This is a genomic window from Pseudovibrio flavus, assembly GCF_009711345.1.
GTDB lineage: Bacteria > Pseudomonadota > Alphaproteobacteria > Rhizobiales > Stappiaceae > Pseudovibrio > Pseudovibrio flavus.
Window position 1 is genome coordinate 316976 of the sequence record NZ_SMMA01000065.1, and the last position, 21507, is coordinate 338482.

The following is a 21507-nucleotide window of genomic DNA, read 5'->3' on the forward strand; positions in this document are numbered from 1 at the left end:
AAAGATACCATGGCTGGTAAAGCAATTTTTGACTCTGGTTTCTCCGCCCTTCAGAAAATCGGTAAGGCGCTTATGCTGCCGGTTTCGGTTCTGCCTGTTGCCGGTATTTTGCTCGGCGTCGGTAGTACAATTGCAGGCGCGGACAACCTCGCCCCTTGGATTATTGAAATCGGCCGCGTTATGGCTGTTTCCGGCGGTGCGATCTTCACGATCCTACCGCTGATTTTCGCCATCGGCGTTGTTCTCGGATTTACAGAAAATGACGGTGCAGCGGCGCTCGCGGCCACTGTTGGTTACTTCGTTCTACTGGCAGCTCTCGGCGTTTTTGGCCTCTTGTTCATCAAGCTTTTTGCGCCGGTGGCGCCGCTCAATATGCCCGGAGATCCGGTTCATATTGAATACGATGCGGGGCAGGAGCGTTTCACCTGTCTGGATGCAGACGGTAGGACGCTTGAGAAGATCAGGGTTTCGGATACCAACGGCAATGTCTTTGTATGTGAAGGCAGAACTATTCCGTTCTCAATGGAAAACGGCAATGCCTTCTACAAGGTAGAAGAAGGTGATGTAATCCCGTTCCCACAGGCTCAAGGCCGTCCGGAAATCACCAAGCTCTTCGGTATTGAAACCATCGATACTGGCGTGTTTGGCGGCATCCTCGTTGGTATGCTTGCAGCAGCACTCTTCAATCGCTTCTATCGCATTAGCCTGCCACCATATCTTGGCTTCTTTGCCGGTAAGCGTTCGGTACCAATTATTGTTGCTTTTGCCGCAATCGGCCTAGCTGCAATTCTAGCCATTATCTGGCCGCCAATCGGTACAGCAATTCGAAACTTCGGTGACTGGGCAGCCTACGGAAACCCTGCGGCGGCGGTTACGATATACGGCGTTGTGGAACGCTTGCTCTTGCCGTTTGGTCTACATCATATCTGGAACGTACCGTTCTTCTTTGAGGTCGGAACCTACGTTAACCCGCAGACCGGTGAAACGGTACATGGCGTAATCAACCGCTACTTTGCCGGTGATTATGAAGCGGCAATTCTTGGCGGCGGTTTCATCTTCAAGATGTTTGGCCTTCCAGCAGCAGCGCTTGCAATTGTTCACACCGCCAAGCCGGAAAACAGAGCCCGCGTTGTTGGCCTCATGGCATCAGCTGCGCTTACCTCGTTCCTGACAGGTATTACCGAGCCACTGGAATTCTCGTTCCTCTTCGTTGCACCTATTCTGTATGTGGTCCATGCAATTCTAGTGGGTTTTGCCTTCCTGACCACCTATTTGATGGATGCGCGTCTCGGTTACTCGTTCTCTCACGGGTTCATCGACTACGCATTGTACTTCGTCACGAACATCCGGCCTTGGGTCATCTTAATTCTGGGTCCGATCTTCGCGGTGATCTACTATGTTTCGTTCCGTGCATTGATCCTTGCTCGCGACCTGAAAACACCGGGCCGTGAAGACGAGGAGGTTGATACCTTCGAGGCTCGCAAAGATGCGGCAGACAACTTCACCAAAGAGCTTGTTCTGGCGTTCGGTGGTCGAAGCAATATCAAGGGTCTGGATGCATGTATTACGCGTCTTCGGATTGAGGTCGCCGACGTTGCAAAAGCGAACCCTGCCAAACTTAAGGCACTAGGCGCTTCTGGAGTTCTGCAGGTTGGTAATAATATGCAGGCGATCTTTGGTACGCAGTCTGAAAACCTGATGACTGACATGAAGCTCTACCTGCAAACGGCAGGGCCTGAGGCTGACCTTCAAGAAGAAGCTGCCGAGCCATATGTCCAGTACACTGCGACAGATGCAAAGCCACGCATTCTTGATCCTCACGCACCAGAGAAGGTGGAAGCTTTCTTGAAGGCGCTAGGTGGCAAGAACAATGTATTGCGCGCTGATGCTTGCGCTGAAACGCGCCTGCGCGTAGCGGTTCAAGATCCATCAATGATCAATGAGGGGGCACTACTTGAAGCTGGAGCCTATGGCCTTCAAACCTTCAAGAACAACGTAGTGCATTTGGTTGTCGGCCTTAATGCCGAGCAATACGCAGGAGAATTGGCCGCAGCGATGACGCGCGGCTGATAAAGGGAGGAACAGAGAAGGCTTGGCGCGATCTTTCGTTGAACGCCGAGCCTTCTCTGCCAATTATGTCGCCATGCTTTGCGAGATACGCCGCAAAAACCGGTATTAGTCGCAGGCAGCGGTGATGATAACTTCCACCAGCAGCTCAGGAGAAGCGAGTTTAGCTTCGCCGCATGCGCGAGCTGGAGCGCATCCTTCAGGAACCCAAGCGTCCCAAACACCGTTCATAGCTTCAAAGTCAGCCATGTCAGCAAGCCATACGATTGCCTGAAGCATGCGGGTACGGTCAGAACCTGCCTGCTCAAGAAGAGCATCAACGCGGCGCAGAGTTTCTGCAGTCTGTTCTTCAATGCTATCGCCGCGGTTGCCAACCTGACCACAAATGTAAGCAACGCCGTTGTGCTTAACGATCTTGCTCATGCGCTGGTTGGTTTCAATACGTTCTACAGTCATTTTATTCTCTCTAGGGTGAGTGAGAGCGGCAGACTAGTTGCAGCGCAAGCTAATGAAAATATGCGTTTTTCTTTGAAGTCAAAGGTAATGGTAACCGTCCACATATTCCTGAATTAAGCAGTGCAGCCCAATTTAAGGTATGTAGTAATATTACCCAGAGTTTACGCCTCAAGCCCATTGCATGTGCTGGCCTGTGGCGTAACACTGGACCTGTCGATTTGATGGGAACTGGCACAAAACAAAAAAACTCAGCCTAACGCCATCAGCTACGCCAGCGAACGACCTGATTCTATAAAAAAACAATAAGAACAGGAGTGGAATGGGCATGGACACCCACCGGATGATAGAGAACCGTATCAGCTCGTTCTTTCAAGAGCTTGATGCACGCAACTGGCGCGATCTGGAGCAGATGCTCAGTCCGCAAATCCATTTTGAGGACCATTGGCTCGGGCGGGATGAAACCTCCCAAATCGAGGCGTCAGAAGCGCTGGATATTATGGAGCAGTACCTCAGAGGGTTCGACAGCACTCATCATCAACTGGGCAACCTCCTCATTGAATATCAAGAGCAAAAAGCCTGTGCCCGCGTCTACACAACAAACTCCCTTTTCATAAACGGCGCCAGAGGCGGGGAGCTGCTTACCCTGTTCGGCATCTATGATCTGTCGTTGGTCTATTATGGCGGTGAATGGCAGATCAACTACCTGAAGTTCATCTATAAGTTTCATCAGGGAAATGAGGTCCTTCCTGAACTTGCTACCCGCAAGGGTGCATCGGAGGGGCGTTTATGAAGCATTTGAATGTGGTGCGCTGCCTGCGGGCGGTGCTGGCACTCATGCTTATAACGCCGTCAGCGAGCGCCAAGATGATGGCTAGCGAAGCATTTCCCGGTTTGATCGGAGATGAGGACCGGCGTGAGATACTCGATAGCGAGCGGTCACCTTGGAACGCTGTGGGCCGCGTAAACATCGCAGGCTTTTCTCGTTCAACCATGTGCACTGGAACGTTGGTGGCGCCAAACATTGTTCTTACGGCTGCTCACTGTTTGGTAGATCCTAGAACCGGAAAAGCGCACAAAGCTGAGTCTATTCACTTTCTAGCTGGATTGCGTAGAGACGAATACGTTGAGCATCAGACCGCCGAATGCCTACTCTTTCCGGAAAACTATCGCTTCACTGCCGAGCCTAAGCTCTCTGATATTATTATGGATGTAGGCGTCATCGTTCTGCGTGAACCGCTCAAGGTTCCCCCAATGGGGCTAGCCATAGGCTCAAAGACTACGCATCTGGATAGGCTTATGAGTGTGGGCTACTCCCGCGAGCGGCCTTATCTGTTAACGGCTGACAAGACCTGCGGTATTCTTGAAAAGCGGGAAGGGGTGTGGCTCACCGACTGTTATACGAATTATGGCGGCTCTGGCGGACCGGTACTACGGATCGATGATCCCAATGTCGAAAAGGGGCAACTTGCTGCGGTTATGGTTGCCGTGGCTCCGCAGCGCTACACTTTGGCTATTCCCAAGAATGTCTGGGGTGAGATGGTAGAAAAGGCGAGCTGCGATACAACCCGCCCGTAGGCATTAAAGACGGCGGAAAACACAAGCCAAAACAAGTAGCGCCCACGCTCCGGTCATCGTCCAGAAGATATTACCCGAAACGTACGGAATATCGGTCAAGCCGAACTTGACGGCCAGAGCAGCAATGCCAAGGGCTACGGCCACGATAAATGTAATGAGGCTGGGAGCGGATACGCGCATAGAAACGACTTCCTTGAAATACTAGTCAAAAATTACGATCAGGCACTAACATGTTTTTATAGTTCTCGCCATGCGTGAAGCTGGTGCGTCTGCTCCTCAAGCTGGTACGGCAAGGGCCTACAATTTTGCAGGTTGCTGACGAAAAATGCGTGTTTGGGCTGGCATTCCGGCGTGATCTCAAATAAGAGCAGTGCAAGTTTAATCCACATATCAAAGCGTAGTTGGAAACGGCGCTCCCGAGCAGCGACGACCCTTACGCCCTTTGAACTAGCACAGCAGCACGATCTGCTATCAGGAGGCACCATGAGCGCAGCCGCGACGCAGCCATTTGAGACGCGACGTACCTTTGCGATTATTTCTCACCCGGACGCCGGTAAGACTACCCTCACCGAAAAATTGCTTTTGGGTGGTGGTGCTATCCGCGCCGCAGGTCAGGTTCGCGCCCGTGGTGAACGTCGCCGCGCCCGTTCTGACTGGATGAAAATCGAACAGGAACGCGGTATCTCGGTATCGTCCTCGGTCATGACCTTCGAGCGTAAAGGCATTACCTTTAACCTCCTCGATACTCCGGGCCACGAAGACTTCTCTGAAGACACCTACCGCACGCTCACCGCTGTTGATGCAGCGATCATGGTGATCGACGCTGCAAAGGGTATTGAAACCCAGACCCGTAAGCTCTTTGAAGTTTGCCGTCTGCGCGATATTCCGATCATCACCTTCATCAACAAGATCGACCGTGAGGGCCGTCATCCGCTGGAAATCCTCGACGAAATTCAGGAGGCTCTGGCTCTTGACGTTTCGCCTATGAGCTGGCCGGTTGGCATGGGCTCCGACTTCTTCGGCGTATATGACCAGATCAACCACCGTTTCATGACTTCCAGCGAAGGCCGTGGTGGTCCGCTCGATACTGTGAAAGAAGTGTCCGGTCTGGAAGACGAAAACTTCAGAGACGGCATCTTCGATACTGTTCTGGCAGACCTTGAAGAAAACGTGGAACTGGGCGGCGCTGGCTATCCTGAATTTGACCGTGAAGCGTTCCTTGAAGGTCACCTGACACCGGTGTTCTTCGGTTCCGCTCTGCGCGACTACGGTATCGATCAGGTTCTCGACTTTATTGACGCCTACGCTCCGGCTCCACACTCGCAGCCAGCAACTGGCGGCCGTACTATCCGTCCGGAAGAAGACAAGGTAACCGGTTTCGTGTTCAAAGTTCAGGCGAACATGGACCCGAAACACCGCGACCGCATTGCATTCGTCCGTCTATGCTCCGGCACCTTCAAACGCGGCATGAAGCTCAAGCACGTTCGTGCAGGTAAGCCAATCACAGTGTCCGCTCCTATCTTCTTCTTTGCAGAAGAGCGTGAGCTGGCAGAGAAAGCCTATCCGGGTGACGTAATCGGCGTACCTAACCATGGTCAGCTTCGCGTTGGTGACACTCTCTCTGAGGGTGAAGAAATCCACGTAACTGGCCTGCCAGCGTTTGCGCCTGAAATTCTGCGCCGCGTCCGCCTGTCCGACACCATGCGCGTCAAGCAGATGCGTCGTGGTCTGGAAGACCTTGCAGAGGAAGGTCTGGTACAGATCTTTAAACCTGCTATCGGCACCAACTGGATTGTTGGCGTGGTGGGTGTTCTCCAGCTCGACGTTGTGGTGGACCGCCTGAAGCAGGAATACCAGACCGAGATCGGCTTTGAGCCAGTCATGTACAACACTGCACGTTGGGCAGAGTGTGACAGCGCGCAAAAGCTGGACAAGTTCCTTGAAACAAACCGTGCCCACGTTGCGCTAGACCGTGACGACAAGCCTGTTTTCCTTTTCAAGAACGCTTGGGAAGTAAGCTACGTGGGCGAGAAAAATCCAGACATCAAGTTCCGCGAAACCCGCGAAATAGTTCACACAGACGAATAAACAACAAGAATATAAGAGCCGCTCATGATCGATCCTGCATTGGAAACACTGTTCTTGCCTCTGGTGAATGAGGCAATTGAAATTCCCGCAGAAGGGAAAACGCTGTTTCTACGCGCCCGCCTTGGCAGCGCACTGCGCGATATTCCGAGTGAGCGGCTTGTTTGCCAGCAAACCTTTGCTCCTGATGCAAGCGCTTTAACCCGCGCAGGCTACGAGTTGGTTGAAGATACGCAAGACGAGTTTCCGCTGGTGCTCGTTCTGCCTCCGCGCCAGCGTCAGGAAGCTCGTGCGCTTTTGGCTGAAGCTGTCGCCCGCACTAAAGACGGCGGCATTGTTATTGCCTCTGTTGCAAATACAGAAGGCGCCAAGACCTGCGAAGCTGATCTGGCTCAGCTGGCTGGCTGCTCTGGCAAGCTCTCCAAAAACAAGTGCCGGGTGTTCTGGACGCAGGTCAATAAAGCTGAAGTCAACGCTGACCTGCTCGAAAGCTGGCTGGCTCTGGATGCTCCGCGCGAAATCGAGGGCGGCCGTTATATGAGCCGTCCGGGTGTGTTCTCTTGGGATCACATCGATCCTGCATCTCAGCTTCTTGCAGAAAGCCTGCCGGAAAACCTCTACGGCAAAGGTGCAGACCTTGGCGCTGGCCTTGGCTACCTTGCTGATGAAGTTGTTACCCGCTGCCCGAAAATCGTGGGTGTTGACCTTTACGAAGCAGAAAAGCGCTCTCTCGATCTGGCAAAACAGAACCTAGCGGAACAAGGCAAGAAGAAGCCTCTGGATTTCATCTGGGCTGACATCACCGCTGGCTTGAAACGCAACTATGACTTCGTTGTTATGAACCCGCCATTCCATACCGGTAAGGCTGACCGTAACGATCTAGGTCAGGCGTTCATTCGCGCAGCAAGTCAGGCTCTGCGTCCGGGCGGTGTGCTCTGGATGGTTGCAAACCGTCACCTGCCTTACGAAGCGACGCTCGACAAGTTCTTTGAGTCCTTCGAGATTATCCGCGATGAAAAGGGCTATAAGGTCATTCAGGCAACGAAGGCGCGTAAATGAGACTGATCAAGCTGATTGCAAATCTGGGCTATGGCAGCCGCAAGGAAATTCAACAGGCGATTAAACACGGCTGGGTGACTGACCTTGAGGGCAACCCGATTAAAGCAGACAGCAAGCTGGATCATGATCAAATCCTGTTCGATGACGAGCCTCTCGACCCTGCGCCGGGTATGGTGCTGCTGCTGAATAAACCAGTCGGCTACACCTGCTCCAAGAAGGATATCGGTAAGCTCGTCTATCAGCTCTTTCCTGACCGTTTTCGTGTGCGCAAGCCGGAGCTTTCCTCCGTTGGGCGCTTAGATCGCGAAACTTCCGGCCTGTTGCTGTTTACTGATGACGGTAAGCTGCTGCACCGGATTATCTCGCCTAAGTCTAACGTGCCTAAGGTGTATGAGGTTGAGCTGGATCGCCCGCTTGAGGGGCACGAGGGTGATCTTTTTGCCTCCGGCACCATGATGCTGGAAAGTGAAACCACACCGCTTTTGCCTGCCGAGCTGGAAGTGCTGGGTGAAAAGCAAGCTCGCCTGACACTGCATGAGGGTCGTTACCATCAGGTGCGCCGCATGTTTGCCGCCATTGGCAACCACGTAAATGCGCTTCACCGCTCCAAGGTCGGCAACCTCACACTCGACGGAGTGGAAGAGGGTACCTACAAAATCCTAAGTGCAGAAGAGATCGAAAAGGTCTTCGTAAGCGAGTAAGGCTGGTGGGCTAGATCCCGCATCAAGTGCGGGATGACGTTTGACGAAAGCGCGGTTCGCAGCGCAGCCCTGAACTAACGCGCCTATAGGAACCGACCAAAATTCCCATTCTCAGCAGTCACCCCGGACTTGATCCGGGGTCTAGCAAGCAAGAGGAGGGGCTTACCCCTCCGCCAGCATTTCCAGTTCCAGCCACTCTTCTTCAAGGGCTTCCAGTTGCTCGTGGGCTTTGCCAACGGCCTCGGTTGCTTTGTGGAACTTATCCGGATTGCCGGTAAATAGGTTAGGGTCTTCCAGAACCTTCTGCAGCTTCGCGATCTTGTCCTGAAGAGCGTCCATCTCAGCAGGCAGAGCTTTCAGGCGGTGCTGCTGGGTGAAGGAGAGGGCAGACTTCTTCGCCGCAGGTTTGTCTTCCTTAGGCTTTTCTGCTTTGTCCTTCTTCGGCTTTTCCGCTTTCTGGGTTTTGCGAGCCTCAACGCCACTGCCGCGCTGCGCCACCATATCGGAATAGCCGCCCGCGTATTCCTGCCACTTGCCGTCACCTTCCATGGTGATCACGGAGGAGCAAATGCGGTCAAGGAAGTCACGGTCGTGGCTTACGAGGAATACGGTGCCGTTGTAGTCCGAGATGAGTTCCTGAAGCAGGTCGAGCGTTTCAAGATCAAGATCGTTGGTTGGTTCGTCGAGCACCATGACGTTAGATTCAGAGGCAAGCGCTCGAGCCAGCAGCAGGCGGCCACGTTCACCGCCAGAGAGTACGCGCACAGGCGTACGGGCCTGCTCTGGAGTAAACAGGAAGTCCTTCATATAGCTCATGACGTGCTTAGCTTGGTCACCGATGATGACCATATCACCGCGACCACCGGTCATAGCGCTGGCGAGCGTATCATTCGGGTCCAACTTCTCGCGCTTCTGATCAAGCGTGATCATTTGCAAGTTGGTGCCCAGCTGGATGGTACCGCTATCGGGCTCAAGTTCACCAATAAGCATCTTGAGAAGCGTCGTCTTACCAGCACCGTTTGGACCAACGAAACCAACACGGTCACCACGGTTGATGCGGGTGGAGAAGTCTTTGACGATAGGGCGCCCGTCATAGCCTTTGGAAATGTTGGTCGCCTCGCTTACGCGCTTGCCGGAAACTTCAGCTTCGGCAACGGCCATCTTCGCAGTACCTTGCGGGCCGCGATGATCGCGCTTCTTCTGGCGAAGGTCTGCAAGCTCGCGCACGCGGCGCATGTTACGCTTACGGCGTGCGGTCACGCCATAGGTCATCCAGTGCTCTTCCTGCTTGATCTTCAGATCAAGGCGAGCCATGTCTTTCTCTTCTTCCTCGAAGACCTTGTCGCGCCATTCCTCAAACTTGCTGAACCCTTCTTCCATACGGCGGGATGTGCCGCGGTCGATCCAGACAGTTGAGCGCGAGAGGTTCTCAAGGAAACGACGGTCGTGCGAAATAAGCACGATAGCCGACTTCATCTGCTTCAGTTCAGCTTCCAGCCACTCGATGACTGGCAGGTCAAGATGGTTGGTCGGCTCGTCAAGGAGAAGGATATCCGGTTCAGGCGCAAGGGCGCGGGCAATCGCAGCACGTTTTGCTTCACCGCCGGAGAGGGTTGCAGGGTCTTCCTGACCAGTGAGGCCGAGTACTTCCAGTAGGTACTGGGCGCGGTACTGGTCATCACCCGGTGCTAGGCCGCCCTCGGCATATTCCAATGTGGTCTTGTAACCGGAAAGGTCTGGCTCCTGAGGCAGATAGCGAATGGTACAGCCCGGCTGCACAAAGCGTTCGCCGTGATCGGCCTCCATCATACCTGCTGCGATCTTAAGAAGAGTGGACTTGCCGGAGCCGTTACGGCCAACCAAACAAATACGCTCACCTTGGCTTACAGCGAGCTCTGCTCCCTTCAAAATTTCGGTAGATCCGAAACGGGCGCGAATATCACGAATATGAAGCAGTGGAGGGGCCATAGGGCGAACAATTCCTCGAGAAAAACAAGACCATATTAAACGTCACGGTTTGCGTTCTAGCCCGATCCTCTGTCTGGTCAATCCCTTTTCCGTCTAGTGCCGCTAAAAAGTCGAAAACCCATCAAGTTGATATCTTATTCCGGCAATCCAACGGAGAGAGTCTAAGTAAGCTACGTGAATACACTTATGTAACTTTAAGTAAATTTTGTGGACAATGGAATACGTTTTCAGAAAAAATTGGAATAAAATTATAGTGAGAGTGCCTTTTAGTTAGTGATAATTGCAATTTTGGCCAAGGTTTGACGAAAATATGTAAGAATGGCTTGCCAATAATCTTCAGGAGTGTGATCTTTCGCCACGACTACCAAGAAAAACTGGGTAGGGCTCAATTTGAGTAAGGGGAGATCTTAATGATCAAAGCACTTCGCACTTCGGCCCTCGCTGCTGCACTAATTGCTGCGACCTCGCTGAATGCTGCTGCGGAAGTTGTTTACCATCGGGGCAACACCGCTGATCCTGAAACTCTGGACCAGCACAAGACTTCTACAACTTACGAAGCCAATATTCTTCGTGACCTCTATGAAGGTCTTGTAGCTTATTCTGCTCAAGGTAAAATTATACCTGGCGTAGCGGAAAGCTGGAATGTTTCCGAGGATGGCAAAGTCTACACCTTCAAACTGCGTGAAGACGCCAAGTGGTCCAACGGCGACCCTGTCGTAGCAGGTGATTTTGTTTACTCTCTTCGCCGCATTCTTATGCCGGAAACAGGCGCAAAGTATGCGGGCGTTCTTTATCCAATCCAGAACGCTGAAGCGATCAACCAGGGTAAACTGGGTACCGAAGAGCTGGGTGTAAAAGCGGCCGATGATCGTACGCTTGAGATCACTCTGCACTCCCCAACTCCATACTTCCTCGATCTTCTGGGCCACCAGACCGGTCTTCCAGTGCATCCTGCAACTGTAGAAGCGCACGGCTCTGACTTCGTGAAGCCAGAAAACATCGTGACCAACGGTCCGTTTGTGCTGAAGTCCTTCGTGCCGAACGACACCATCGTTGCACAGAAGAACGAGCATTATCACGATGCAGAAAACGTGAAGATCGACAAAGTGATCTTCTACCCAACTGAAGACCGCGGTGCTGCACTGCGTCGCTTCCAGGCTGGCGAACTGCACACCAACAACGATGCTCCTGTAGAGCAGGTACCGTTCATGCGTGAAAATCTGGGCAACCAGTTCCGCGTGGCTCCGTATCTCGGCACCTACTACTATGCATTCAACCATGAATCCGACGCTGTAGGTGATGCTGACGTTCGTCAGGCACTGTCCATGGTTATCGACCGCGAGTTCCTCGCTGACGAAATCTGGGGCAGCACCATGGTTCCTGCCTACTCCTTCGTTCCAGAAGGTATCGGCAACTATGGCGACCCTGCATATGCAGACTGGATGGACATGGACCTGATCGACCGCGAAGACAAAGCGATCGAAATTCTGGAGTCCAAGGGCTATAGCGAAAGCAACCCGCTGCAGATCGAAATCCGCTACAACACCTCCGAGAACCACAAGAACACCGCTGTTGCAGTGGCTGACATGTGGAAGCCTCTTGGCGTTGAAGTAACCCTGCTCAACACCGATACCAAGACCCACTATGCGCACCTGCGTGACCGTGGTGACTTTGATATCGCCCGCGCAGGCTGGATTGGCGACTACTCCGATCCGCAGAACTTCTTGTTCCTCGTTGAAAGCTACAATTCCGGCTTCAACTACGCTCGCTACAACAAACCTGATTACGATGCGCTGATGCAAAAAGCTGCACAGACCGTCGATCTGGAAGAGCGTGCAGTGGTCTTGAAGGAAGCGGAAACAATGTTCATGCGCGACCTGCCGTTCCTGCCTCTCATGTACTACGGCTCTCTGAGCCTCGTATCTGACAAGGTAAGCGGCTTCGAGGACAACCTCATGAACATTCACCCAAGTCGCTGGGTTTCTATCGCTGAATAATTTCTAAGCGATCCCTTTTGTGCCGGCCATGGGTCTTCATGGCCGGCATTTTGTAAATATAATAATAAATTGGAGAAACAGGGCCATGGTGCGATATATATTGGGCAGATTGCTCAGCGCAATTCCGACCTTGTTCCTGATCATCACCATTTCCTTCTTCCTCATGCGTGTAGCGCCCGGCGGCCCGTTCGACCTGGAGCGCCCTCTCGAAGCGAAGGTGATGGAGAATCTGAACAAGATGTACAACTTGGATAAGTCTCTCTGGGAGCAGTACATCATCTACATGAAGAATGTGCTGCAAGGGGACTTTGGACCGAGTTTCTTCTTTCGCGATTTTTCTATCAACGAACTCTTTGCACAGTCACTGCCGATTTCCATTCAGCTTGGTCTGTCTGCGCTTACCCTTGCCCTCATTGTTGGCGGCATCATGGGTGTGAGCGCGGCGATCAAGCAGAACCGCGGCGTAGACTATGCAGTAATGACCGCAGCAACACTGGGTGTAACTATTCCTAACTTCGTTGTTGCTCCGTGTCTTACACTCTTCCTTGGTGTTTATCTCGGTTGGTTGCCTGTAGGCGGCTGGGGTGGAGGCGCTTTTGTCAACGTCATCCTACCGGTTGTTACGCTGGCTCTGCCGCAGATTGCTGTGATTGCCCGCCTTACGCGCGGCTCTATGATTGAGGCTCTGCGCTCTAACCATGTTCGCACCGCACGTGCTTACGGCCTTTCCGGTTACACCATCATTGTTGTGCATGCTCTGCGCGGCGCAATTCTGCCAGTTGTTTCCTACATGGGACCGGCAGCTGCAGCCCTGCTGACAGGCTCCGTGGTGATTGAAACCATCTTCGGTATTCCGGGCATTGGTCGGTACTTCGTACAAGGCGCTCTAAACCGAGACTATACCCTCGTAATGGGCACCGTTGTCGTTGTGGCTTGCTTCGTCATCATCTTCAACCTGATCGTGGACGTGCTCTATGCAGCGCTTGATCCGCGTGTGCGTTTTGATTGAGGTCCAACATGAGTGTAACTTCTGCTGAGCAGTCTTCTGCACCCGTTATGGGCCGTTCCCTCTGGGATGATGCTCGTGACCGTCTTCTGGCAAACAAGGCCGCTGTCGCCTCTATGGTGGTGCTGACAGTTGTCACCTTACTTTCCATCTTCGGCCCTATGCTTTCTCCTCACCAGTTTGACACGGTTTACCGTGACTACGTGAAGGTGCCTGCGAGCTTGGAATCCTATCCGCGTTTGGATCAGATTGAGCCGGGCTTTGAATCGGTCGCCAAGCGCGCCCGCATGAAAGTTGAAAGCTATGCGATGGTAGACGACAAGATCACCGCAACGGTGACCTCTCGTCGTTCTATCAGCGAAAAGGCAACCCGCTACTTTGACCGCTCCGACCTGTTTGAAGGCGCTGTCATTTCCAATATCTCCGCGGACAAAAAATCTGCAACGGTGACCGCAGACGTGCAGCGCATGCACTTCTACTTCGGTACCGATGCTAACGGCCGCGATATGATGACCAGAACGCTGATCGCTGGCCGCGTCTCGCTGACCATCGGTTTGCTAGCAACCTTTGTGGCAATCACTATCGGCCTTCTGTATGGCACAACCTCCGGCTACTTCGGCGGTAAGGTTGACCTCATCATGATGCGTGTGGTCGATATCCTTTACTCTCTGCCGTTCATCTTCTTCGTGATTATGCTCGTGGTGTTCTTCGGGCGAAACTTCGTCTTGATGTTCATAGCCGTGGGCGCGGTGGAATGGTTAGATATGGCCCGTATTGTTCGTGGTCAGACCCTCACCATCAAGCGTCAGGAGTATGTTCAGGCTGCAGAAGCCATGGGCGTAGAAAATACCGGCATTCTTAAACGCCACGTCATCCCGAATACGCTTGGTCCGGTGGTTGTTTACATGACCTTGCTCGTACCGAAAGTCATTCTCCTTGAAAGCTTCCTGTCCTTCCTTGGCCTTGGCGTTCAAGAACCAATGACCAGCTGGGGTGTGTTGATTTCGGAAGGTGCAAAGAACCTCCAGGGTGCGTTCTGGATGCTGTTCTTCCCGGCTCTCTTCCTCACCAGCACCCTGTTCGCTCTCAACTTCATCGGTGACGGTCTGCGCGATGCGCTTGACCCGAAAGACCGCTAAGGAGACCGTATGAGCACCATTAATGAAAACACCGTTCTGGTCATCGACGATCTGAAGGTCGACTTTGCAACCAACGCCGGTATGGTCAATGCGGTTAAGGGCGTGAACATCCACGTAGATGCAGGCGAGACTGTCGCGATCGTGGGCGAGTCCGGTTCCGGTAAGAGCCAGAGTATGATGGCAGCGATGGGCCTACTGGCGCAGAACGGCCAGACCCAAGGCTCTGTTAAATACAAAGGGCAGGAGCTTCTGGGGCTGTCATCGCGCAAGCTCAACCAGATCCGTGGTGCGAAAATCACCATGATCTTTCAGGAGCCGATGACGTCTCTTGATCCGCTCTACACCATCGAGCGTCAGCTTTGTGAGCCTATGGTCGAGCATGGCGGCTACACTTGGAAGACCGCTCGCAAACGTGCCGTGGAACTGCTTGATCTGGTTGGTATTCCTGAGCCAGCGCGCAAGGTGAAAGCATATCCCTACGAAATGTCGGGCGGACAGCGTCAGCGCGTGATGATCGCGATGGCTCTGGCGAATGATCCAGACATTTTGATTGCCGACGAGCCGACAACCGCTCTAGACGTGACTACGCAGGCGCAGATCCTTGAGCTGATGGCTGATCTGCAAAAGCGTTTGGGTATGGCTGTCGTCTTCATCACGCACGATCTGGGTATCGTAGAACGCATCTCTGACCGTGTTTATGTGATGAAGTCCGGTGAGGTTGTGGAAGAGGGCGATACCAAGGAAATTTTCTCCAAGCCAGCCCATCCCTACACCCGCATGCTTTTGGATGCTGAGCCAACAGGCCGAAAGCTAGATACGAATGAAGACAAGCCTGTTGTGCTGGAAGGCACCAAGGTGCGCGTCGAGTTTGAGACGGAGACAGGCTTCCTCAAGCCAAACCATGTTCTTCGCGCGGTAAACGATATCTCCATCACTGTTCGTGAAGGACAGACCGTTGGCATCGTGGGTGAATCCGGTTCCGGTAAATCTACTCTGGGCCGCGCGCTCTTGCAGCTTTTGCCAAATGCTGATGGCCGCGTTGTTTACTGCGGTAACGATATCTCCGGCTGGAGCAAGCGCCAGATGCGCCCACTGCGCAAAGAGATGCAGCTGATCTTTCAGGACCCGTTCGGCTCGTTAAGCCCGCGTATGACTGTTGGTCAGATCATCACAGAGGGTCTGCTGGTGCATGAGCCGCACCTTTCAGCGGCGGAACGTGATCAGCGTGCAATTCAGGCCTTGGAAGAAGTTTCCATGGACCCTGCAATGCGTAACCGTTACCCGCACGAGTTCTCGGGCGGTCAGCGTCAGCGTATCGCTATTGCGCGTACCATGGTGCTGAAGCCTAAGCTGGTGGTGCTGGACGAGCCTACATCGGCGCTTGATCGCACCATCCAGAAGCAGGTGATCGAACTGTTGCGCGGCCTTCAGAAGGAAAACGGCCTGACCTACCTCTTTATCTCCCACGACCTTGCAGTGGTTCGGGCAATGTCCGACACCGTAATGGTGATGAAGAAGGGGGAGGTGATCGAGGCAGGCCTGACGGACGATATCTTCCGAAATCCGAAGGAAGAATATACCCGTGAGCTGATCCATGCCGCGGTTCTACGTGACGATGAAGCTGCATAAAAGCAGACGCCATTGAGATATAAGAAAGCCCCGCAGGATCGTTCCTTGCGGGGCTTTTTGTTTTAGATGCCTGTGCGCTTTAAAAGGCTCAGCCAGTTCTTGTAGGCGATCTTTTCGATCAAGGCCTCGCCGTAGCCAGCGGCGCGGAAGGCATTCAGTAGGTTAGGCAGGCCCGCTGCATCCTTAATGCCGTTCGGCACAGTGCAGCCGTCAAAGTCAGAACCTAATGCAACACCGTCCTCACCCAGCTTGCTGAGCAGATAATCTGCATGGCGAACCACTACTTCAAGCGGAGTGTTTGGGTCCAACCTGCCGTCATCACGCAGGAACTGGACAGCGTAATTGATGCCTACCACGCCTTTGGTTTCTGCGATTGCGGCGAGCTGCTTGTCTGTCAGGTTACGGGCGTGAGGACACACAGCATGGGCGTTTGAGTGGGTCGCGACAATCGGCTTCTCATTGATTGCCGCCATATCCCAGAAACCCTTTTCCGTAATATGGGAAACGTCCAGCATGATGCCCTTGGCATTGCAACGGCGTACCAGTTCTCTACCGACCTCGGTCAGTCCATCGCCTGTGTCAGGCGAGGAGTTGAAGCGCATCGGTACACCATCAGCAAAGATGTTCTTGCGGCTCCATACAGGCCCAATAGAGCGCAGGCCGCGTTCGTAGAGCGCGTCAAGGGCAGTAAACTCTGCATCGATGGCTTCCGCGCCTTCAATATGCAGCAGCATGGTGAACTTGCCAGCTTCTATACCGGCGCTAATCTCTTCGCTGGTACGGCAGATGACAACTTCGCCATTGGAAGCGGCTGCAATAGCCTCTGCGCGGTTAATGAGCTTATGGGTAAACTCAAGAGCTGGGCCTTGAGGTACGCTTGCAAAGTTGCGCGGGTCATCATCGGAAAAGTTGGTTCCCACACCAATATTGGATGGCACCCAAAGCGCAAAGAAACCACCAGCAAGGCCACCCTGACGAGCGCGAGGCAGGTCAATATGGTCATAATCAGCTGCTTTAAAGAAGTCGCGTTCTCTGTCGGTCCCGTGCTTCAGTTCGAGCTTCAATAGAGTGTCATTATGACCATCAAAAATAGGGGTAGGGCGAGCGCTCATCAGGCTTCTAGCTCCAGGCTGGGGGATGTTTTTCGAAGAGACTGCGGTCTTTGCCGCGTAATTGCAGTTCTGTATAGACCACAACCAACTCAAAAGCTTGCTAGACTTATTCATAGGTGGATTACCTATGTTCATCATGCTGCTGTTACGCGCGATTTTATCAGGAGGGGCATATGGAAATCACGAAGGCCAAGGCATTTACCGCAGAGCGCGCTTGGGGCGCCAAAGATATCGCCAACTTGGATGGCACAACAGTGCGGCTACACTGGACCGATCAGCCTTACAAGTGGCACATCAACGATGGTGAGGAAGTCTTCGCAGTAATGGATGGAACAGTGGAGATGTTCTACCGCGAAAATGGCGAGGAAAGCTCTGTAATGCTGAACGCGGGCGACATCTTTTTTGCGTCTGTAGGCACAGAACATGTAGCGCACCCCGTTGGTGAGGCGCGCGTACTCGTTATCGAAAAAGAAGGCAGCGTTTAGGCTGAAATAACGGCCACAGCCACAACGTCAATCACGATAGCAACAAAGTGACAGACTGCGGCGGTTAGCACAAAGCCGTGCCAGATAGCATTCTGGAATGGCAGGCTCTTCCAGATGTAAAAGAGAGTGCCAACGGTATAAAGACCGCCGCCGATCATCAGGAATACGAAGCCCACAGTTGAGGACTGGTTATAGATCGGCACAATTGCGAAGACTGCCGCCCAGCCCAGAGCCAGATAAATAGGCACCGTAAAGCGCTTGAACTGGGTAAGATTGAGGATTTTAATTGCAGCGCCGAGAATTGCACCGGTCCAGACAATCGAAAGCAGCGTTATGCCCGTCCAGCCGCCCAGCACCATAAGGCACAAAGGCGTATAAGTGCCAGCAATCATTAGGAAGATTGCAGAATGGTCAAGACGGCGCAAAATGCCGACCGGATTGTCTTTGGCTAGGATGTTATAGGTGGCAGAACAGATCAGCATAGCCATCATACAGCCAGCGTAAATGTAAAGGCTCACCTGCCGCTTAGGGTCATCTGCTGCCCAAAGGAGAATGATAAGCGCTGTTGTAGCGCCTGCGCCAAAAGCAATGCCCAGCACATGGATAATGCCGTCAACAATTTGCTCATTGCGTGTTTGCGGCCTTGCCACACCCATTACACTCTCCCCGAAGTATCTCACAGCGGCCATTTATGCCCTGAGCAACCCAGACAATGCAACAGCCCAAAGGGCGCAGTTGTTTATTTCAAAGATATCTTGTTCGGCAGGATTCTGGGAAATCTTGAATTTTTGGGGCTGGCATAAGTATTCGACATTGGTCAATGAGCGGCGCAAAACTGGGAATTTCGCCCCCGCAAGGGCTGGCATGCGGTTTCAGAATCACACAGCATCCCCACTTATTGGAGAGGGGCAGATACTTTCAAATCGCAATTGACATTTGCCGATAAATTTTCAAAAAGGCCCTCAGGTTTCCAATAGAGGTATCGAAGGTATGGGTGGCACCGGTCTGTCCGGTGAAGGCCATGGGTTTCGCTGTCTCTGGTTTTATTGATAACGAGCAAGAAGAGACTTTGAATGACGGTCAGTATCGACATGGGACTAACCCATCTGGGCAAACCTGCGGTCATTGATCTGGAAGAGCTACTGGCAACGCGCCTTTTGGTGCAGGGCAACTCTGGCTCGGGCAAGTCTCACCTTCTGCGTCGTTTGATGGAACAAAGCGCTCCTTGGGTGCAGCAGGTTGTTATCGATCCTGAAGGGGACTTTGTAACAATCGCCGATCACTTCGGACATGTGGTTATCGATGCCACCATGACTGATCGTGAGCTGACCATGATCGCAGCGCGTGTTCGTGCGCACCGTATTTCTGTCGTCCTCAATCTCGATGCTCTGGAACCGGATCGCCAGCTCAAAGCCGCTGCCGCCTTCATGAATGGCCTTTTCGATGTAGATCGCCAGTACTGGTATCCGGTGCTGGTGGTGGTGGACGAAGCACAGATGTTTGCGCCTTCCGCCTCCGGTGACTTTGGCGAAGAAGCACGCCGTATGGCGCTTATGGCTATGACCAACCTGATGTGCCGTGGCCGTAAGCGTGGCCTTGCTGGCATCATCGCAACGCAGCGTCTAGCAAAGCTTGCAAAGAACGTAGCAGCTGAGGCCTCCAACTTCCTTATGGGCCGCACGTTCCTTGATATTGATATGCAGCGCGCCTCTGACCTTCTGGGTATGGAGCGCCGTCAGGCAGAGCAGTTCCGTAACCTCAACCGTGGTCAGTTTATTGCGCTTGGCCCTGCTGTTTCCCGCCGTCCGCTTCGCGTTGAAATCGGCGCGGTAGAGACCTCTGGTCGAGGCGGCTCGCCAAAGCTTATGCCACTGCCTGAGCAGATGGTGGAAACCGCCGCCGAGCTTATCTTCAAAGCATCTGAAAACGACCCTGTGCTGCATAACAACCGCGTTGTCGCGCCTTCTGCCAAGGAAGTGATGCAGCAGCTTACTGCAGCCGCCGCCAGCCGTATGGAAGTGCAGGCGCAGGAAGTTGAAGAGCCGGAAGATCTGTTTGATCTGGAAGACAAGAACCAGCAGACGGACGAAATCATCGCTTCCATGATGGAAGATCCAGACGCTGCCTTCCAGCCTGTTTCTCAGCTCTATCAGGATTTTCAGGTGCGTTGCCGCATCAAGCGCCTCAAGGTGCCAGATCTTCAGCAATTCCGCCGACGCCTGTCCATTGCACGAGCTGGCGTGGACAAAACAGAGGTGCAGCCGGATGACTGGGGACGCGCTGAACTGGTCGCTTCTCAGCTGCCGGAGGAAATGCGCGGCGTATTCCTGCTTCTGGCAAAGGCGGCAATGTCGGGCCTCAAATGTCCAGATGACATGGATATCGCCAAGGCCTATGGTACGCGCTCACCGGGCCGTGCCCGCTGGCTGCTGACCCATATGGAAGAACAGGGCTTCATCATCTGCGCTAGTGACCTTCGCGGTAATCGCATTGTCACGCTGACAGATCTTGGCATTCAGACCGCCTCTAGCTAAACGAGCCTAAAAGTCTTCGTGGTGTTCCGGCATATGGCGTTCAAAGTAGAGCGTCTCTGCCCTACGTGAGCATGAGAAACACTGCGATGAACCGCCGTTCAGCGTATATTTAAGACAGCATGACTTTCGGCGGGGGGCGACTTCCACCCTGCTGTTGTTCTGGCGTTGCCGCCACACAAGTCCGCCTCCAACGCGCTTGCCAAAGCCGGCCATAAATCTCTGCAACAGAAGAGCGGTCTCGTTCGGATCAGCGCCGCTGCGATATAGCTCCATAAAGGGGTGAGCAAGCGCCATGGCAATACTGCTGTAAAAAACGGCGGGTGGTACCAGCCTGCGCCCAAGCCCCTTTTGAAGTGCAGTGCCGATTTCCTCCAGAATGATGGCCAGTTCAAAAAGCTCGGAAGGTCCTACATCCGGTGCAAATTGCAGGCTCTCCAGATCAAGCCTCGGGTCGAAGTACATTTCGATCCACGGCGCTGAGCCAGTTGGAACGAACATTAGCTCGCTTTTGCGCGCAGAGCGCCCCGTCAAAAGATAGGTTGTAGCGAGCTTTGTTATTGTAGCGCGCGCTATGCCTTTCAAAACCTGAGAAGCAGCAATCTTGTTTGTCTGCGCCCCATGCTCACTCTTGAAATGATCAAGACCGTTCTGGCTCCACGGTTTGATGTGCTCAGCAAAGCCGCCAAAGTCCCTTAGCTCTGCAAAAACAATGCCTTCCATGGCAGGAGACAGCGCAAAATCATAGAACTTACGGTGTTCGCTTTCTGGAAGGGCGGAGAGAAGCGCGTGAAAACGGGCAGGGATGGCCGCAGATTGCAGCGGCGCAAGATCTTGTCTTTTTGCCGAAGAGTTGGGACTGTTGGAAGCCTTGGTCATCAATCCTTGGGACTGGCCTTCTTTGAATTGCATAGACAGAGGCTGCAAGCCTCTTTGAGACCGTAAAGCTAACTGACAGCAACAACACAATGCAAGAAATCAAATAGTATCAATTGATTAAAGGCGCGAATTGAGCATCTTGGAATTCAGCGCGCGCCTTGCCAAACTATTGGCGAGCCATGGGAATATACGGCGCAGTCGCAGTGCTTCTCTGGCCATTTCCTGTCCAAGCGTCGGATAGTCTCTGTCATTGAGCACGAGCCCCAATAGCTTTGTGCCGGTCGCTTCGATGGAATCGACCGTTTGGACAACATTTTCTCGTGATACTGCCCCAACAAGGCTTGTCAATATAACGCCCTCACAGGCAGCGGCACCGATACTGGACGGTAAAGCAGCAGGTGATGACTTGGGAAGAGGCGCTAAATCTACAACGACTGATCGATAACGAATGAGGTCGCTGTTAAGCACAGCGGTAAGCCGTTCAGTATCGCGAATAGCCATAGCATCAGCCATATTGGCTTTCAGGATGAGGCGGTCGTATGGTTCATCGCCGCCCGTTTCGACAGCTTGTCCGGCACCCATGAGGTGAGGTTGCCATCCCGTACTTAGCTCCTCATCGCCTTCAATAATCGGGCCGGACAAATCCATATACAACGTTTTGCGGCCAGAAAGAGCTGAGCGTGCGGCAAGTGATCTTGCAAGGCTGGAGGTACCACTATCCCACTGCGGCGCGGTTATCCCAACCGTGCGCAGCCCTTGCCCGAAACTCTGGGCAAAGACCCTTTCAATCTCGAGGGATGAGGGGTCAAAGACCAAGA

Annotated in this window: 19 protein-coding genes; 12 read left to right on the forward strand and 7 right to left on the reverse strand. The window is 53.2% G+C overall.

Annotated features, from left to right (window positions below):
- Positions 1-9: 9 nt before the first annotated feature.
- The gene (locus tag E1162_RS16630) at positions 10-2070 is read left to right on the forward strand and encodes a PTS sugar transporter subunit IIBC (protein WP_155133516.1); all 2061 of its coding nucleotides are present in this window, start codon (positions 10-12) and stop codon (positions 2068-2070) included.
- Between the two features lie 105 nt (positions 2071-2175).
- On the opposite strand, the gene E1162_RS16635 is transcribed toward E1162_RS16630, so the two are convergent.
- A complete protein-coding gene (locus E1162_RS16635; protein ID WP_155133519.1) occupies positions 2176-2523 on the reverse strand; it encodes a RidA family protein in 348 nt (115 codons plus the stop codon).
- Between the two features lie 325 nt (positions 2524-2848).
- Here E1162_RS16635 and E1162_RS16640 point away from each other — a divergent pair, with 325 nt between their 5' ends.
- Positions 2849-3313: a nuclear transport factor 2 family protein gene (locus tag E1162_RS16640; RefSeq protein WP_257099061.1), complete on the forward strand. Its 465-nt coding sequence runs from the start codon at positions 2849-2851 to the stop codon at positions 3311-3313.
- Positions 3310-4098 (forward strand): trypsin-like peptidase domain-containing protein, encoded by a 789-nt coding sequence (locus E1162_RS16645; protein ID WP_155133523.1) that lies wholly within the window; start codon positions 3310-3312, stop codon positions 4096-4098. Before E1162_RS16640 ends, E1162_RS16645 begins: the two co-directional genes overlap by 4 nt.
- A 3-nt stretch (positions 4099-4101) precedes the next feature.
- Here the strand turns inward: E1162_RS16645 and E1162_RS16650 are convergent, their stop codons facing one another.
- A complete protein-coding gene (locus E1162_RS16650; RefSeq protein ID WP_155133527.1) occupies positions 4102-4278 on the reverse strand; it encodes a hypothetical protein in 177 nt (58 codons plus the stop codon).
- Positions 4279-4581: 303 nt separating this feature from the next.
- On the opposite strand from E1162_RS16650, the gene E1162_RS16655 reads away from it, so the two are divergent.
- Genes E1162_RS16655 through E1162_RS16665 form a run of 3 tightly spaced genes read left to right on the forward strand, consistent with a single transcriptional unit; the run spans position 4582 to position 7943 of the window.
- Entirely contained in the window at positions 4582-6186 is a 1605-nt protein-coding gene (locus E1162_RS16655) for a peptide chain release factor 3 (protein ID WP_155133529.1), read from the forward strand.
- A 24-nt stretch (positions 6187-6210) separates the two neighbouring features.
- Positions 6211-7242: a class I SAM-dependent methyltransferase gene (locus E1162_RS16660; protein WP_155133531.1), complete on the forward strand. Its 1032-nt coding sequence runs from the start codon at positions 6211-6213 to the stop codon at positions 7240-7242.
- Positions 7239-7943, forward strand: coding sequence for a pseudouridine synthase (locus E1162_RS16665; RefSeq protein ID WP_155133534.1), 705 nt, complete (start codon positions 7239-7241; stop codon positions 7941-7943). The genes E1162_RS16660 and E1162_RS16665 overlap by 4 nt, the downstream gene beginning before the upstream one ends.
- A gap of 162 nt (positions 7944-8105) precedes the next feature.
- On the opposite strand, the gene E1162_RS16670 is transcribed toward E1162_RS16665, so the two are convergent.
- Positions 8106-9911 carry an ABC-F family ATP-binding cassette domain-containing protein gene (locus E1162_RS16670; RefSeq protein WP_155133537.1) on the reverse strand — a complete coding sequence of 602 codons (1806 nt, stop codon included), beginning with the start codon at positions 9909-9911 and terminating at the stop codon, positions 8106-8108.
- A 410-nt stretch (positions 9912-10321) separates the two neighbouring features.
- On the opposite strand from E1162_RS16670, the gene E1162_RS16675 reads away from it, so the two are divergent.
- From E1162_RS16675 to E1162_RS16690, 4 genes are all read left to right on the forward strand, one after another.
- A complete protein-coding gene (locus E1162_RS16675; RefSeq protein WP_155133540.1) occupies positions 10322-11908 on the forward strand; it encodes a peptide ABC transporter substrate-binding protein in 1587 nt (528 codons plus the stop codon).
- Positions 11909-11993: 85 nt separating this feature from the next.
- Positions 11994-12917 carry an oligopeptide ABC transporter permease OppB gene (oppB, locus tag E1162_RS16680; RefSeq protein WP_155133543.1) on the forward strand — a complete coding sequence of 308 codons (924 nt, stop codon included), beginning with the start codon at positions 11994-11996 and terminating at the stop codon, positions 12915-12917.
- Between the two features lie 8 nt (positions 12918-12925).
- Positions 12926-14053, forward strand: coding sequence for an ABC transporter permease subunit (locus E1162_RS16685; protein ID WP_155133546.1), 1128 nt, complete (start codon positions 12926-12928; stop codon positions 14051-14053).
- Between the two features lie 18 nt (positions 14054-14071).
- Positions 14072-15682: an ABC transporter ATP-binding protein gene (locus E1162_RS16690; RefSeq protein ID WP_371311998.1), complete on the forward strand. Its 1611-nt coding sequence runs from the start codon at positions 14072-14074 to the stop codon at positions 15680-15682.
- A gap of 62 nt (positions 15683-15744) precedes the next feature.
- On the opposite strand, the gene E1162_RS16695 is transcribed toward E1162_RS16690, so the two are convergent.
- Positions 15745-16794 carry a dipeptidase gene (locus E1162_RS16695; protein ID WP_155133552.1) on the reverse strand — a complete coding sequence of 350 codons (1050 nt, stop codon included), beginning with the start codon at positions 16792-16794 and terminating at the stop codon, positions 15745-15747.
- Positions 16795-16967: 173 nt separating this feature from the next.
- On the opposite strand from E1162_RS16695, the gene E1162_RS16700 reads away from it, so the two are divergent.
- Positions 16968-17279 carry a cupin domain-containing protein gene (locus E1162_RS16700; RefSeq protein ID WP_155133555.1) on the forward strand — a complete coding sequence of 104 codons (312 nt, stop codon included), beginning with the start codon at positions 16968-16970 and terminating at the stop codon, positions 17277-17279.
- Here the strand turns inward: E1162_RS16700 and trhA are convergent.
- A complete protein-coding gene (gene trhA / locus E1162_RS16705; RefSeq protein ID WP_155133558.1) occupies positions 17276-17935 on the reverse strand; it encodes a PAQR family membrane homeostasis protein TrhA in 660 nt (219 codons plus the stop codon). The genes E1162_RS16700 and trhA overlap by 4 nt on opposite strands.
- 417 nt (positions 17936-18352) lie before the next feature.
- On the opposite strand from trhA, the gene E1162_RS16710 reads away from it, so the two are divergent.
- Positions 18353-19813 carry a helicase HerA domain-containing protein gene (locus E1162_RS16710; protein WP_155133564.1) on the forward strand — a complete coding sequence of 487 codons (1461 nt, stop codon included), beginning with the start codon at positions 18353-18355 and terminating at the stop codon, positions 19811-19813.
- Between the two features lie 6 nt (positions 19814-19819).
- On the opposite strand, the gene E1162_RS16715 is transcribed toward E1162_RS16710, so the two are convergent.
- Both E1162_RS16715 and E1162_RS16720 read right to left on the reverse strand, forming a co-directional pair.
- A complete protein-coding gene (locus E1162_RS16715; RefSeq protein ID WP_155133567.1) occupies positions 19820-20722 on the reverse strand; it encodes a hypothetical protein in 903 nt (300 codons plus the stop codon).
- Positions 20723-20806: 84 nt separating this feature from the next.
- Positions 20807-21505: a P-loop NTPase family protein gene (locus E1162_RS16720; protein ID WP_155133570.1), complete on the reverse strand. Its 699-nt coding sequence runs from the start codon at positions 21503-21505 to the stop codon at positions 20807-20809.
- Between the last annotated feature and the right edge of the window lie 2 nt (positions 21506-21507).